15 protein-coding genes and 1 riboswitch are annotated in these 15,308 nt (G+C 33.6%); of the genes, 13 read left to right on the forward strand and 2 right to left on the reverse strand.

Features of this window, described 5'->3' with window-relative positions; genetic code table 11:
- Positions 1-112: 112 nt before the first annotated feature.
- From BX659_RS14145 to BX659_RS14170, 6 genes are all read left to right on the forward strand, one after another.
- Entirely contained in the window at positions 113-1,006 is an 894-nt protein-coding gene (locus BX659_RS14145) for an ABC transporter permease (protein WP_097018766.1), read from the forward strand.
- Entirely contained in the window at positions 1,006-1,803 is a 798-nt protein-coding gene (locus tag BX659_RS14150) for an ABC transporter ATP-binding protein (protein WP_097018767.1), read from the forward strand. Before BX659_RS14145 ends, BX659_RS14150 begins: the two co-directional genes overlap by 1 nt.
- Before the next feature lie 153 nt (positions 1,804-1,956).
- The gene (locus tag BX659_RS14155) at positions 1,957-2,319 is read left to right on the forward strand and encodes a DUF2294 domain-containing protein (protein ID WP_097018768.1); all 363 of its coding nucleotides are present in this window, start codon (positions 1,957-1,959) and stop codon (positions 2,317-2,319) included.
- A gap of 693 nt (positions 2,320-3,012) precedes the next feature.
- Positions 3,013-4,245 (forward strand): L-lactate MFS transporter, encoded by a 1,233-nt coding sequence (locus BX659_RS14160; protein ID WP_097018769.1) that lies wholly within the window; start codon positions 3,013-3,015, stop codon positions 4,243-4,245.
- Between the two features lie 253 nt (positions 4,246-4,498).
- Complete coding sequence (locus tag BX659_RS14165; protein ID WP_097018770.1) at positions 4,499-5,707, forward strand: NAD(P)/FAD-dependent oxidoreductase; 1,209 nt, start codon at positions 4,499-4,501, stop codon at positions 5,705-5,707.
- A 61-nt stretch (positions 5,708-5,768) separates the two neighbouring features.
- Positions 5,769-5,987: a DUF1450 domain-containing protein gene (locus BX659_RS14170; RefSeq protein ID WP_097018771.1), complete on the forward strand. Its 219-nt coding sequence runs from the start codon at positions 5,769-5,771 to the stop codon at positions 5,985-5,987.
- A gap of 81 nt (positions 5,988-6,068) precedes the next feature.
- On the opposite strand, the gene BX659_RS14175 is transcribed toward BX659_RS14170, so the two are convergent.
- Positions 6,069-7,076, reverse strand: coding sequence for a polysaccharide deacetylase family protein (locus BX659_RS14175; protein WP_097018772.1), 1,008 nt, complete (start codon positions 7,074-7,076; stop codon positions 6,069-6,071).
- A gap of 233 nt (positions 7,077-7,309) precedes the next feature.
- On the opposite strand from BX659_RS14175, the gene sfsA reads away from it, so the two are divergent.
- Both sfsA and metK read left to right on the forward strand, forming a co-directional pair.
- On the forward strand, positions 7,310-8,008 hold the full coding sequence (gene sfsA, locus BX659_RS14180; RefSeq protein ID WP_216358817.1) for a DNA/RNA nuclease SfsA: 699 nt from the start codon (positions 7,310-7,312) through the stop codon (positions 8,006-8,008).
- A 101-nt stretch (positions 8,009-8,109) separates the two neighbouring features.
- Positions 8,110-8,212, forward strand: a riboswitch (SAM riboswitch).
- 120 nt (positions 8,213-8,332) lie between these two features.
- Positions 8,333-9,514 carry a methionine adenosyltransferase gene (metK, locus tag BX659_RS14185; RefSeq protein ID WP_097018774.1) on the forward strand — a complete coding sequence of 394 codons (1,182 nt, stop codon included), beginning with the start codon at positions 8,333-8,335 and terminating at the stop codon, positions 9,512-9,514.
- Between the two features lie 152 nt (positions 9,515-9,666).
- Here the strand turns inward: metK and BX659_RS14190 are convergent, their stop codons facing one another.
- A complete protein-coding gene (locus tag BX659_RS14190) occupies positions 9,667-10,254 on the reverse strand; it encodes a DUF5610 domain-containing protein (RefSeq protein WP_097018775.1) in 588 nt (195 codons plus the stop codon).
- 761 nt (positions 10,255-11,015) lie between these two features.
- On the opposite strand from BX659_RS14190, the gene BX659_RS14195 reads away from it, so the two are divergent.
- The 5 genes from BX659_RS14195 to BX659_RS14215 all read left to right on the forward strand — a co-directional run bounded on the left by BX659_RS14195 (position 11,016) and on the right by BX659_RS14215 (position 15,224).
- A complete protein-coding gene (locus BX659_RS14195; RefSeq protein WP_097018776.1) occupies positions 11,016-12,206 on the forward strand; it encodes an FprA family A-type flavoprotein in 1,191 nt (396 codons plus the stop codon).
- Between the two features lie 341 nt (positions 12,207-12,547).
- The gene (locus tag BX659_RS14200; protein ID WP_097018777.1) at positions 12,548-13,105 is read left to right on the forward strand and encodes a rubrerythrin family protein; all 558 of its coding nucleotides are present in this window, start codon (positions 12,548-12,550) and stop codon (positions 13,103-13,105) included.
- Positions 13,106-13,213: 108 nt separating this feature from the next.
- On the forward strand, positions 13,214-13,564 hold the full coding sequence (locus BX659_RS14205; RefSeq protein WP_097018778.1) for a class II SORL domain-containing protein: 351 nt from the start codon (positions 13,214-13,216) through the stop codon (positions 13,562-13,564).
- A gap of 404 nt (positions 13,565-13,968) precedes the next feature.
- A complete protein-coding gene (gene wrbA, locus BX659_RS14210; protein ID WP_097018779.1) occupies positions 13,969-14,580 on the forward strand; it encodes an NAD(P)H:quinone oxidoreductase in 612 nt (203 codons plus the stop codon).
- A gap of 170 nt (positions 14,581-14,750) precedes the next feature.
- Positions 14,751-15,224 (forward strand): hypothetical protein, encoded by a 474-nt coding sequence (locus tag BX659_RS14215; RefSeq protein ID WP_097018780.1) that lies wholly within the window; start codon positions 14,751-14,753, stop codon positions 15,222-15,224.
- The last annotated feature ends 84 nt before the right edge of the window (positions 15,225-15,308 follow it).

Below are 15,308 nucleotides of genomic sequence, written 5' to 3' on the forward strand. Positions count from 1 at the left end.
TAAAGTAACTATGATATCATAGTTACTTTATTAATGGGTAATATATAACTGATATTAGTCATTTGGCTATAATTTTGATTAATTGTAAAGGAATAGAGTAGGAGGAGTAGTAATGAATATAAGTGTTTTTTTAAGTTCTGTTGAGCAGGGATTAGTCTATGCAATTATGGCTTTAGGGGTCTATTTGACCTTTAGAATATTAGATTTTCCTGATTTGACTGTAGATGGGAGCTTTCCCTTGGGGGCGGCAGTAGCAGCTAAGTTGATCTATTCAGGATGGAATCCTGTAGTAGCAATTATCTTAGCTTTATTAGCTGGAATATTAGCTGGAACTTTAACAGGTATCTTAAATACTAAATTAAAGATAACTGGATTATTATCGGGAATATTGACGATGACAGCACTTTATTCGATTAATTTAAGGATTATGGGAAGAGCCAATATATCATTATTAGGCAAGAATAAAATATTTAACTTATTAACTAGTTTAGGAATATCGGAAAAAGCAAGTACTTTTATATTCTTCTTTGTAGTTGTGCTAATAGTTAAATTGTTAATTGATTGGTTCTTAAAGACGGAGCTAGGTTTAGCACTAAGGGCAACTGGTGATAATAAGCAGATGGTTAGAAGTTTAGGAGTAAATACAGATTTAACTGTAATCTTAGGTTTAGGACTATCTAATGGATTAGTAGCATTAGCTGGTGCTTTAGTAGCTCAACACCAAGGATTTACCGATGTTAAGATGGGGATAGGTATGATTATTATTGGTTTAGCATCAGTGATTATAGGTGAGGCTATAGTCAGAAATAAAACCATTAAATGGGCTACTTTAGGAGTTGTTTTGGGTTCAGTTATCTACAGACTGGTTATTACTATCGCATTACGAATGCGTTTGAACCCAAATGATTTAAAATTAATTACTGCTATTTTAGTAATTGGAGCACTAGGAGCACCAGCGATTAAAGAGCAATTTAGCTTTAAAAGGTTACAAGGGGGTGCTAAGTAATGCTTAAAGTTATCGGTGGAGTTAAAGTTTTTAATAAGGGGACTATCAATGAGAAGGTGGCCCTACGGGGTGTGAATTTGGAGATGGATAAGGGTGAATTTATCACAGTTATTGGTAGTAATGGTGCTGGTAAATCGACTTTATTGAATGTGATTGCAGGAAATCTAATTTTAGATCAAGGTCAGGTGATTGTTGATGATAAGGACTTAACAAATAAGTCTGACCATCAGCGAGCAAATTTAATCAGCAGAGTCTTTCAAGACCCTTTACAGGGAACAGCAGCTTCTATGACCATTGCTGAGAACCTGGTCTTAGCTTTAAAAAGAGGCTCACGTTTAGGATTAGGAATTGGTGTGAAAGCTGCTAGGCGTAAGAAGTTTCAAGAGGCTTTAAGTATCCTAAATTTAGGCTTAGAGGATAGGCTAGATGATAAGGTTGGGCTATTATCGGGTGGTCAACGGCAGGCACTCACCTTGATAATGGCAACTTTGCAGAAGCCAAAGGTATTATTATTAGATGAACATACTGCAGCTTTAGATCCAAAAACAGCTCAGAATATTATAGAGATTACTCAGAAATTAGTAAAGCGTCATGAGTTGACGACTTTGATGGTTACCCATGATTTAGACCACGCTATAGAGTTGGGTACTAGAACTATCATGATGAATAATGGTAATATTATCTTGGATGTCAAAGGTGAAGAGCGAGAAGGAATGACTATAGATGATTTATTGGATAAGTTTACTAAGGTCAGTGGTCATCGACTGACTAATGATAGAATATTGTTAGCTCAGTAAGCTATTATCAAATATCTTTTAGTCTTGACAACTGAATGTCTTTATTTTAAAATGTATTTAGTCTGTTAAATCTGTAATAAATTGAGATAAAATATATATCATATTAACATATATGTTAATATGATATATATTTTTTTGGTTAGGAGGTAAACTATGACAAAGGGGCAGTTGGAAGCAGCAATCAGCAGAGAATTGACACAATGGGAGAAGGACTTTTTAGGTCGAGGACCAGTTATGGTTAAGACCGACATTATGCGGGATATGATAATAGTTGTTTTAAAGGGGCTGTTAACACCCGCTGAACATAAGCTGTCTGAGACAACTGAAGGTTTATTGTCCATTAAAAGAATTCGTGCTGATCTGTTAGAAGCAGGACGAGAAAAGCTAGGAGAGATCATTAAAGAGCAGACTGGTGAAGAAGTAGTTATATTCCATAGTGATATCAGTACAAGAACTGGTGAAAGAATCATGGTCTTTAAATTATCTGCTGATTTAGAGGAGAAGATAGGTTCTTAATAAAGGAATAATAAGATTTAAAAGGTAACTAAGCTCTGACAGAGCTAACTTGATTATTTTATAAACTGATAATCATCAATTTTGTCTTTGCAAGAAAATACTTGACAAGGTGATGTTATATCGATATAATAAGGAAAGTAATTACTGTGGTATGTTAAATATTGGTTAGTTTGTATTTAAAGATTACTTTAAAATCAAAAATGGCTGATAATAGTAATGGAAATAAATATTGAATTTTTAATGCTATCTTGAAAAGATATATGTTAGTTAGTCTAGTTAAGATAGTATTATGGTAACATATAAAATAGAAAACCGAGTTGGCAGGCAGAAGAAGGGTATAAGATACCAGTCCTATGTAGGTCAACACCAGATTAGCTAAGATTAATCTTAGCTAATCTGGTGTTGACCTTTTTTTATGTTCTTAAACATAGAGGCTAAGAACCTTTAATCAAAGAAGGTAGTTGTAAAGGTTTATAGACTTATAAGAGTAGATTAGTTATTATTATTATTAATTTGGAGAATATAAGTACTGATAATACCTTTAGTATATCTTATCTTTTAATTTAATAAGCATGCTAAAATATAGTGAGTTTTTATTAATATTAGGCTGTCATTGGGTGAATTTATTTTTATAGCTATGTTATCATAATTTCAATTAATAAAATTATTAAATAATAAGGAGGATGAATTGATTTGGAAAGTATATCAAATTCGAATATTTCTAAAGGAAATAAGAGGTGGTTATATATACCTTTAGGATTGATAATCTTTATGTGCATGGGGACAGTCTATGCTTGGAGTGTATTTAGAAAGCCTATAGAGGAGATATTTAATATTGGTGCTACTGAAAGTGGCTTACCTTATATGTTCTTTTTAGTGGCTTATGCGCTAGGAATGCCGATTGCAGGAGGATTAATAGATAAGTATGGTCCTAGAGTAATGACTATAGTTGGAGGATTAATCGTTTCAATTGGTTGGATTGCATCAGGCTTTGCTTCTAATATAACTATGTTGATTATTACCTATGGTATAATTGCAGGTGGAGGAGTAGGGATAGCTTATGGAGCTCCTATGGCGGTAGCTGCTAAATGGTTTCCTGATAAGAAGGGATTGGCGGTAGGTTTGACCTTAGGTGGTTTTGGTCTATCCCCTTTTGTAACTGCTCCTGTGGCAAATTGGTTGGTAAATTCTTATGGACCTTTTCAGACCTTTAGAATCTTAGGTATAGCCTTTGCTATTATTATTACAGTTTTAGCATTACCGTTGAAGTTTCCAGAAAGAGAGTTGGAGGGTGATGACGATAATCAAAAAGATAGCACGCTAGGTGTAAGAGATTTAACTGCTAAAGAGATGATAAAGACATCAACTTTTTATGGTCTGTGGCTCTGTTTTGTAATAGGAACACTGGTAGGTTTAATGGCTATTGGAATTTCAAGCCCTGTAGCTGAGGAAGTTGTTAAGTTAGATGCTAGTACAGCAGCCTTTATGGTCTCCTTTTTTGCTATCTTCAATGGAATAGGGCGACCTATTTTTGGAAGTATTACAGATAGCCTCAACCCTAAGAAAGCTGCTATTATTTCATATACATTGATAATTGTAGCATCGATTTTAATGCTAAATACTGGCGAAGGGAATGTATTTTTATATGGATTGGCTTTTGCTATATTCTGGTTGAACCTTGGTGGTTGGTTAGCGATAGCACCTGCTGCTATAGGAATCTTCTTTGGAGCAAAGAACTATAGTAAGAATTATGGATTCTTATTTACTGCTTATGGGGTAGGAGCTGTATTAGGGAATCTGCTGGCAGGTAAGTTAAGAGATATACTAGGAAGTTATTTATATACCTTCTATCCAACGATAGGACTTGCAGTTTTAGGTATAATCATTGCTGTTTTAATGTTAAAGGAGCCCAAAATTGAAAATTAATTTTGATAAAGGATGCAATTTTGCATCCTTTATATTTTTTTATAGCTTAATTGATTATAAAATTAGAAGGTATTTCCACCAGTTTAGTATAAATACTATAATTAAGTCCTGTATGATTAATATAATTACAGGCTATGCTAGCTTAATATCCTTATAAAGAAGCATTTTTTACTAGCATGAGCTGTATTAATAATAAGCTTTAAGAATAGAGAGAATAGTTTTAAGAAATCTTAAGTTAAGGAGGGTGAAATTAATGAAAAAGTTAGTAATAGTAGGAAGTGGTATAGCTGCTATTAGTGCAATTAAGGCTATTAGAGAGTATGATAAGGAATGTAGGATCGAGTTGTTTGGAGAAGAGAGTAGCTATCCCTATAATCGTATCAAACTATCAAAGGGGTTAATGGATGATATTAATGTAGATAAAATTTTATTAGAAAAGAGAGAATGGTATGATGAGAATGATGTAGAGATTTATTTAGATACTAGGGTTACTGCGATAGATCCAGAGAATAACGAGGTGATCTTAGATAATGGTGAGCGGGTTAGTTATAGTAAGTTAGTATTGGCTAATGGGGCTAGAAATTCAGCTCCACCGATTAGTGGAATAGATAAAGAAGGGGTCTTTACTCTAAGAAAAGTGGTAGATTCTAGGGCGATTAAAGAGTATGCAGAGGATAGTAATCAGGTCTTAATTATTGGTGGAGGAGTATTGGGCTTAGAGATGGCATGGACTCTTAGCCAAGCAGGTAAAGAGGTTATGGTAGCTGAGATATGCCCTTATCTGATGCCAGAACAGTTAGATGAAAAGGCTTGTCAGATATTAGAAGAGAAGGTTAAAGAACATAATATTGAGATTTTAGCTGGCACATCAATTGAGAAGATAGTCGGAGAAGATAAGGTAGAAGCTTTTATAACTGGTAAAGGTGAGAAACGAGAATGTGATATGGCGATTTACTCTACTGGAATTAGACCAAATTTGGATATATTAGAAGGAACTGATATAGAGACTGACTTTGGGGTTGTCGTAAATAATAGGATGCAGACAAATTATCCTGATATCTATGCTGTTGGTGATGTATCAGAGCTTGATAATAAGGGTTTTGGTCTCTGGCCGATTGCTATTGAGCAAGGGAAGATAGCAGGATATAATATTATAGGTCAAGAGGATGTTTATCAACATATTATTCCAACAGTTATGCTTAATGCCTTTGGACTATCTCTATTTGCTATAGGGGATAATGATGAGCAAGATGGGATAGATATAATTAGTGAAGAGCAAGAGGATAAGTATATCAAGGTCTTAATTAAAGATAGAGTTATCATTGGTGCTATTGTGATAGGGGATATGAGTAAGTCGGTTACTCTAAGAAAGGCTATCAAGCAAAGTTTAGAATTAGGTTATTTAGATTTTGATAATGTATCAGTTTCAAAGTTAATAGAGATAATAAAGAGTAAGCAGTGAACTTTGACTATTAGTATTATACTTAGGAATCATCACTTATTAATTTTGGAGGTGAGCTGTAATGGCGATAGTAAGTTTTTGTGAGAACAATTTTGTTCATGGGGTGGAAGAGTTAGTAGATAGAATAGAAGAAGAACTTGATGGTGCTAGTGTAGAGATTGAAGCCTGTTTGGGTTTTTGTGGAGATTGTGCTATGGGACCCTTTGCCTTGGTAGATGAGGAGTTTTTGCAAGCAGAGACAGTAGACGATTTATATGAAATGATTAAAAAAGGAGTTTGAACTTTGACCTCGTCTTATAGGCGGGGTTTTGACTTTATATTATGTAGTGCCAAGCCTTTAGAGGCTTGACTTATCACAAAGCTATCTTCTATACGCAGCTAGTGATAATAAATCATCAACAGTAACCATTTCAATACCTTTTTCTTGTAATGTTTCAATAATAGTTGGAAGTGCATTGATAGTTGGCATTAGGCTTTGACCTTTTCCTCCAGCCGAGTGGAAGAGAATAATCGCACCTTCATGGATATCTGGTAATGTTCTAGCTAGTACCTCTTCTTTAGTCTTAGCTTTCCAATCTAAGGTGTCTACAGACCAATGGATTACCTTATAACCCATATTATTAAGTTGTTCTAAAGTAGAAGTATTTGCAGCACCATAAGGTGGTCTCATAAGTTTAGGTCTCTTACTAATAATCTTTTTGATAGAGTTATCTGTATCAGCCATATCCTGCTCTAATTCATACTCATTTAGAGTGTTTAGGTTAGCATGATCCCAAGAATGGTTGGCGATAGTGTGACCTTCTTCATAGATTCTCTTAACTATACTTGGATTCTTTTCTACTCTCTCTCCAACTAAGAAGAAGGTAGCTTTAACATTATATTTCTTCAATACGTCAAGTACTTGAGGAGTATAAACTGGGTCTGGTCCATCATCAAAGGTTAAGGCTACCTTCATAGTATTAGGACCTTTACGGTATATTTTTTTAATATTTTCTTCTCTCTTTGGTTCTGCTATAACAACATCATTATTATTTATCCAATTGATATTGCTGTAATCTGTATTAAAGGAACTATTAGAACTTTTTCTGGTATCACTAGTCACCCTGCTAAAATTATAAGAGTTCGAACTTGTTTTTTTATCAATAGAAGGTAGACTTAGTGCTTGTCCAGAATATATAATATTAGGGTTACTAATATTATTGATCCTAATTAAATCAGTGATTGAGGTATTAAATTTTTTGGCAATTGTAAATAAAGAGTCACCTGACTGAATTCTATAGGCTTCACTAGCGTAACTATTTGCTGCTACTGCAAAGATTAATATTAGAGATAATATAAGTGCAACTATATATTGTCTATTTTTGATCATATCTTCATATACCTCCTTTTTTATTGGCTGTGATTAGAATAACATATGTTAGGTACAATCTCAATCTGTAATTTTTGGGAAGATAAATACATTTTATAGAATTTAATAACAAATAATAGTGGTTAAAAAATTAAAAGTCAACAAAGAACTTTATAATCAAACTTGAGTTTAAGGTTAATTAAGTTGAAAACTTAAACTTATACCCAGACTTAATAATGGAAGGAGCTAGAGTTATGGCAAAGGTAGTGATGGATAGAGAACTTAAAGAAGGAAGACTGCTTACAAGAGAGAATAGGTTTGTAGCTAAAGTTGAGTTAGAGGGAGAAGAAGTAATAGCTTATGTACCTAATCCAGGACGGATGGAGGAGTTAATGATTCCAGGGACTAAAGTTTTTGTAGCTCATTACCCTAAAGCCAATCGGAAGACCGAGTATAGTCTATTGTTAGTAGATTATAATGATAATTTAATATCTATAGATAGCCATTTGACCAATAGGTTGGTAGAGAATGCCCTCTTAGAAGGTGATTTGGTTCAATTTAGGGGTTATGAAGAGATTAAGCCAGAGTATACTTATGGTAATAGTCGCTTAGATTTTTATTTAAGAGGAAAGGGTAAGAAGTGTCTAATTGAGGTTAAGTCTGCAACTTTGGTAGAAGAGGGAGTGGCTAAATTTCCAGATGCTCCAACTAAAAGGGGGAGACGCCATTTAGATGAATTAATTAAAGCACATCAGGAAGGTTATAGGGTAGCAGTAATCTTTATCATTCAAAGAGCTGATGCCTATAAGTTTACTCCCCATCAGAGAATAGATCTAAAGTTTGCAGAGAAATTGAAGGAAGCTGCTGAAAATGGTGTAGAAATTTATGCTTATAATTGCAATATAAGTACTACAGAAGTCAGTATCAACCAAACAGTAGAGGTTGATGTATAAGATTAACTATGATGATACAAAATATAAAGGATAATTATTGACAAATATCTGTTAAAGTGTTAGACTAATGGAGATAATAAAATTATCAAAAAAAGAATAATCACACATCAAGAGTAGTGGAGGGATAGGCCCTATGAAGCTCGGCAACCACCTGTAAAGGAAAGGTGCTAATTCCTACAAGGAAATAACCTTGGGAGATGTTCAGATTCTTATTAATCCATCTCTCCTTAGAAGGAGGGTTTTTTTAATTTTAAAGCAAGTAGTTAATGGTGATAGACTATACACTGTAAACTATTTATTACATATTATTTAGGAGGTAGTCAAATGGGTAAAAGATATTTATTTACATCTGAATCAGTTACAGAGGGGCATCCAGACAAGGTAGCTGATCAGATTTCTGATTCTGTATTAGATGCAATTTTAAGTCAAGATCCACAGGCAAGGGTTGCTTGTGAGACTACAGTAACAACAGGTATGATCTTAGTTTCTGGTGAGATTTCTACTAATTGCTATGTTGATATCCCAAAGATAGCTCGTAATGTAGTTAGAGAGATTGGTTATACTCGCGCCAAGTATGGTTTTGATTCTGAAACTTGTGCAGTATTAACTTCAATTGATGAACAGTCTCCTGATATTGCTCAAGGTGTAGATGAAGCTTTGGAGGTTAAAGAAGGAAAAGAGAGTGCAGAAATTGGTGCTGGAGATCAAGGACTAATGTTTGGCTATGCTAGTAATGAGACTGAAGAGTTAATGCCATTACCAATTACTTTGGCTCATAAATTAGCTAGACGACTAGCTAAAGTGAGAAAAGAAGAGATTTTAGATTATTTAAGACCTGATGGTAAGACTCAGGTAACTATTGAATATGAAGATGACAAGCCTGTAAGAATCGATACTATCGTTATTTCAACTCAACACCATCCAGAGATAAGCTTAGAGCAGATTAGAGAGGATATGATTGAGTATGTAGTTAAGCCGGTGATAGATAGTGATTTATTAGATGAAAAGACTAGATACTTCATTAATCCAACAGGTCGTTTTGTAATTGGTGGACCACAAGGTGATGTGGGGTTGACAGGTCGTAAGATCATAGTTGATACTTATGGTGGAATGGCACGCCATGGTGGTGGAGCTTTCTCTGGGAAAGATGCTACTAAGGTAGACCGTTCTGCTGCTTATGCGGCTCGTTATGTAGCTAAGAATATTGTAGCAGCAGGCTTAGCCGATAAGTGTGAGGTACAATTATCTTATGCAATCGGTGTAGCTTATCCTGTATCTATTATGGTTGATACCTTTGGAACTGCTAAGATTGAAGAGAGTAAGATTGTAGAGCTAGTAAATAAGCATTTTGACTTAAGACCAGGTAAGATCATTGAAACCTTAAATTTGCGTAAGCCACATTATCGTCAAGTTGCTGCCTATGGTCACTTTGGTAGAAATGATTTAGATCTACCGTGGGAGAGAACAGATAAGGTAGATTTATTAAAAGCTGATGCTGGATTATAGAAAACAGAAGAAATTGATAATAACAAAAGCCTAGAGAATATTCTCTAGGCTTTTGTTATTATATTTTAGAGACTAGATGTTTTCCAATTAGACCTAACAGAGAATAGAGATTATAAAATTTATTATTTATTTCAGAGAGTTTAGAGAAGTCATTATTGTCTATGAAATTTCTGCTCTATTAATAGTTTACTGACAAATTTTTTAATTTCTTCTTCAATCTCAATGGATTTGAGATCAGAGGGTCTTCTATCTGTTAATTCGATATTATATTTAGCAAACCAGTTGTCTAATTTTTCTATTATATGATCATAGGTATCAGTAATTATCTTTTTGATGCTATCTTCAGCGTGATTTAGATTGTTAAGAGCTTCCTTATATCCTAAGGTGATTCCTTGATGGGATAAGTGATAAAAGTCATTTAATACAGCTGCTTCATTGGCTGGATTCTCTTCTTTATAGACTTCATACATTAATTTTAAAAAGGTAAAGACATTATCAGAGATATTATCTATGGAAAAACTCTTATCATTATTATCTTGATGGTGATTATTTGGTTTAGAGTAAGTAATTTCGTCATTATTGATTCGGTGTTTGAAAGATATGTCAATTAAATCAGTGTGATGTTCTTTATGCTCTTTAGACCTTTGTTTAGTATCATTATTTTTCTTAGAATTATTCTTACTTATCTTAGCAATTTTACTGATTGCTTTAATAGGATTAACTTTATCAAAATTTTCCACAATAAATCCCTCCTTTTTAGGAGTAATAATATTATTATCGGATAATATTATTATTTGTTAACTTTAATTAATCTTAGAGAGCTTTAATTAAATAAGCCGTTCTCCAATATTAATCGATAAGCTAGCTTATTTCTATTATTTTTAAACCTTGTTAACTAATGTTTATAGTCTAAGTTTATGCAAGTTCTGTTGAGATTATAGAGAATTTATCAAATTAATTTTAATCAAGTGTAATAAAATTTTCATTAGTGGAAAAAATAATAAAATTACTTGACAAAAGGTTCAATTAATATTATAATTTAGATAACGATAATCATTACTAACTAAGAATTGATAAATTCCTCCCCTTAGTTAAAATGGTTTTACTTAAATAACAAGCCTCCCTTGTTATATATAATCGTTAAAATGCTGGTATCATCGGAGATATCAGCTTTTTTCTTTTTTTGTCTATAAATTATGCTCAGTCACTACTAGTCTGGGATTAAGGTAGGTACTAGTTGAGTTAATAAACTTTATTGATGTTTATCTTTTTATAATTACATATTTAGTTAATTGCTTGAAAATATTATTATATTTATTTATAATAATGATAATAATACTAATATCTATAGATAAGTGATAGCTAAGGATTAAAGAGCTTTTCTCATCACTTATTATATTTGAATATCTGTGGACTATTCAAATATAATGACAAATGATTACATAAGTTAGTTCGTTAGTTTCAATTGATAAAATTACATATAATCTTTAGGAGGGATAAGATGAATCAGATTACATCAATAACTGACAATATTTATTGGATTGGTGTTAATGACCGAGAAACGGAATTGTTTGAGGCTTTATGGCCTTTGCCTAAAGGGGTAGCTTATAATTCTTATTTAATCGATGGTGAGAAAGTAGCTATAGTTGATACAGTGAAAAATAGTTATATTAATTCTTATTTAAGAAACATTAAAGGGGTTATTGGCGATAGACCGATAGATTATCTAATTATCAATCATATGGAGCCTGACCACTCTGGTTCTATTAAGGCAATTAAGAATGAATATCCTAATATTAAAATTGTAGGAAATAAGAAGACCTTAAACTTTGTTGAAGGATTTTATGGAATTAAAGATGGTTTCCATGAGGTTAAGGATGGCGATATTTTAGATTTAGGAGGACGACAGCTGAAATTTTATTTAACACCGATGGTACACTGGCCTGAAACTATGATGACCTATGACCAACAAGATAAGGTGCTATTTTCAGGGGATGCTTTTGGTGGATTTGGAAATTTAGATGGTGGAATCTTTGATGATGAGTTGAATATCGAATTTTATGAGGATGAGATATCCCGTTATTTTACCAATATAGTTGGTAAGTATGGTCCCATGGTGCTAAGAGCTATCTCTAAATTAGAGGAGGTAGATATTCAAACTATCTGTTCAGCCCATGGTCCTATCTGGCGTAGTAATCCTCAATATATCATTGATAAGTATGTCAAGTGGAGTAACCAAGAGGCAGAAGATGGAGTTGTAATAGCGTATGGTTCGATGTATAGTAATACAGAGAAGATGGTAGAGGCTACTGCTCGTCAGCTTGCAAAAGAGGGTATTAAGAATATTAGAGTGTATAATGTTTCTAAAACCCATATGTCCTATATTATTAATGATGTTTGGCGTTATAAAGGGCTAATTTTGGCAAGTTGTACGTACAACACAGGAGTATTTCCTTTAATGGATAATCTTCTTCGTTTCCTAGAGAATAAGAAGATTAAGAATAAGACTTTAGGGCTAATTGGTTCCTATAGTTGGAGTGGGGAGTCCCGTGATCGATTGAAGGATTTTGCTGCTCAAATTAATTGTGAACCTGTTCATCCAATTATTGAGATGAAATGTGCTCCTACAGAAAAAGAGTTTGATGATTGTGCTATCTTAGCTAAGAAGGTAGCTGAAGGGATAAAAGAATAGAGCTTTTAAAGAAAGCCTTGACTACAATCTTGATTGTAGTCAAGGCTTTCTTTATTTTTGACTAGATTAATGATTTTTATGGGTATATTGCTATACTTTGGGTATTAGGTGGGTAGGTGGTTGGATGGATAGGTTTGCCCTAACTACCTAACTAGCAAAGTGAAAAGTGTCGTAATATCATTCTATTATATAACTTTCATATATTATTAGAGGATTTTGATATTACTCCATCTTAATTATATTCATCACCACAATAATCCAAGTTATAATTTGACAAAAAGGTTATTAGATGTTAAAATAATATTAATAACGATTACTAATAAGGGAGGGGTGGTGTTAAGATGGTACAGAATGAAATGACAGCACAGAATTTACGATCAGCCTTTGGAGGAGAAAGTCAAGCCTATCAGCGGTATAAGGTTTGGGCTAAAAAGGCAGAAAAAGATGGGTTTCCTAACATAGCTTTATTATTTGATGCCATTGCTTATGCAGAAGAGATTCATGCAGGTAATCATTTTGAAGCACATGGTAATGTTGATGGAGGTTTTTTAGTTGCTTCTGGTGCTGAGTTTGGTTTGGCTTCTACGGCTAAGAACTTAGAAGGAGCAATTGCAGGTGAGAATTTTGAGATTGAACAGATGTACCCTACATATCATTTAGTGGCTAGTGATCAAGATGAAAGTGATGCTGTAAAGTCTTTTTACTATTCTTTAGAGGCTGAGAAGATTCATTCTAAATTATTTTCTGAGGCTAAGGAGGCTGCTGAAGAAGGTAAGGACTATGACTTAGAGTATGTCAGTATCTGTGAAAAGTGTGGTCATACTGTTAAAGATGGAACACCTGATCAATGTCCTATCTGTGGTGTTAAGAAGGATAGATTTAAAGAGTTTCATAAATAGATTAATGGGATATTTAGAAGGTAGGTTGGTAGAGGTTGGAAAAAACAATTATCTAAATTCTTTACCCCTAACTATCTAATCAATTAATAAATTCAAGGAGGAGATATAATGAGTTATTATGATTTAAAGAAGGCTGCTAATGGTGATGATAAAACAACTTTAGAGGATAAACATGTTCCTGTAATAGATGCACCAGATAAAGTGAAGAAGGGTGAATACTTTGAGGTAAAGATTAAGATGGGAGAAGGTATTGACCATCCAATGGAAGAGAAACATTTTATTCAGTATGTAGAGTTATATGCTGACTATTATCAGTTAGCTAGAGTTAACTTTACTCCTGAGATGAAAGCTGAAGTGGCTTTAACTATCAAGTTAGAAGAGAGCTGTACCTTAAGAGCCTATGAGTTCTGTAATATCCATGGGCAATGGGAAGCAGCTAAAGAGATTACAGTAGATTAATTGTAAAGAAGAATAAATTTGAGTTTTTCTCTACTTTAAAAGGTTGAAATAGATAAGTATTATCACCTATGATATAAAAATCTGTATCTATAATTATTGTAAGGTTAAGATACAGGTTTTTATATCTATTTAATCAATTTTAACCTTATAGGTTCGTAAATCTAGAATAAAATTTAACCATGACATTATCGAGAGAAAAAGTGACATTTAGGAGGTAGGTGGGTAGAGGTTAGGAAAATTCAACTACCTAACCATCCAACCTCTAACTATCTAACAAAAAACTGTCGCACTATTCCCATTAAGTTTCATTTTGAATTCACATACCTATAAGTTTAATTTTAAATTCATAGATCTACATTAGTTTAAATTAAATAAAGTGATTTATTAAGAAGGGGGATGAAATGATGAAGGTTCTAATTCCTTTTTATTCAACATATGGTCACACCTATCAGATGGCCAAGGCGATAGCAGAGGGTGCTCAGCAAGTAGATGGTGCAGAAGTAAAATTACGTAGAATTCCTGAAACTATCCCTGAAGAGACTCTTAAAGAGATGGGAGCTTTAGAAGTCCAACAAGAGTTTAGTGATATTCCAGAGTGTACCTTAGAAGATTTAAAGGATGCCGATGGGGTTATCTTTGGAACACCTACTCGTTTTGGACATGTAGCTGGACAGGTACAGAACTTTTTAGATACAACAGGTGGACTATGGCAAGAGGGTGCTATGGTTGGCAAGGTGGGTAGTGTTTTTGTTAGTACTGCAACTCAGCATGGTGGACAAGAGACTACTATCCGTAGTATGCATACGACAATGTTACATCATGGAATGGTTATTGTGGGTCTTCCTTACTCCTTTGCTGGACAAATGACTCTAGATGAAATCAGTGGTGGTTCTCCTTATGGAGCAACAACAATTGCTGGTGGTGAAGGTCAGAGGGTGCCTAGTGAAAATGAATTAGCTGCTGCTAGATTTCAAGGTAAGCATGTAGCAGAGATTACTGCTAAATTAATTAAATAGGTAAATAACAAGAGCTAAGGGCAAATTATTTGCCCTTAGCTCTTGTTATTTACAGTATAGGATAGTTAGCTAACTCTAAAATAAAATTTAACGAATAATTTTCTTGGATTTGTTAAAACTAACTATGGCACTTAGAGATAAACCAAATTTCAAGTCAGGAGGTTTACTAGATGATAAAGTATCCAGAGGTGAAGGAATCAAGTCAAAGAATCGTTACAGTTTTGGGTCAGTTGTACAAGCTGGGAGTTGTGGATTTCGATTATTCTGATTCTATCAAACTATACTGTGAAGTAATCCCTGATCATAAAGACTATCTCAAGGTAAAGGTCTGGTTGACTAAGAAAAATCAGTTATCTATTTATGAAGATATCAATGGAGGACTGGAGCATAGAGACTTTGTAACTGACATGTCAAAATATTTAGAAATAGTGGGTGATTTAAATTTAGGTGATCTTAAAATAGAGAAATGGGATCACAAGTCCAAGGAATATAAATTAGACAAAGGAATTGTAAATGAGAACTGTTTCACATGCTACCATCGGACTAGACGGGGATATTGTAATCTTCTAAAAAATTGGCATCCTAGAAAGGAAGACAATTCAGCCTGTGCGTATTGGACTAAGGTTGAGGAGTTAGTTATTTAATATGAATTGACTTAGCCTTTCATTATTGATTTATGAATGAGTATATTATATAATAATAAAGCGTTATAAAATATAATTACATAT

It is taken from the genome of Orenia metallireducens, assembly GCF_003001995.1.
Classification (GTDB): domain Bacteria; phylum Bacillota; class Halanaerobiia; order Halobacteroidales; family Halobacteroidaceae; genus Orenia; species Orenia metallireducens_B.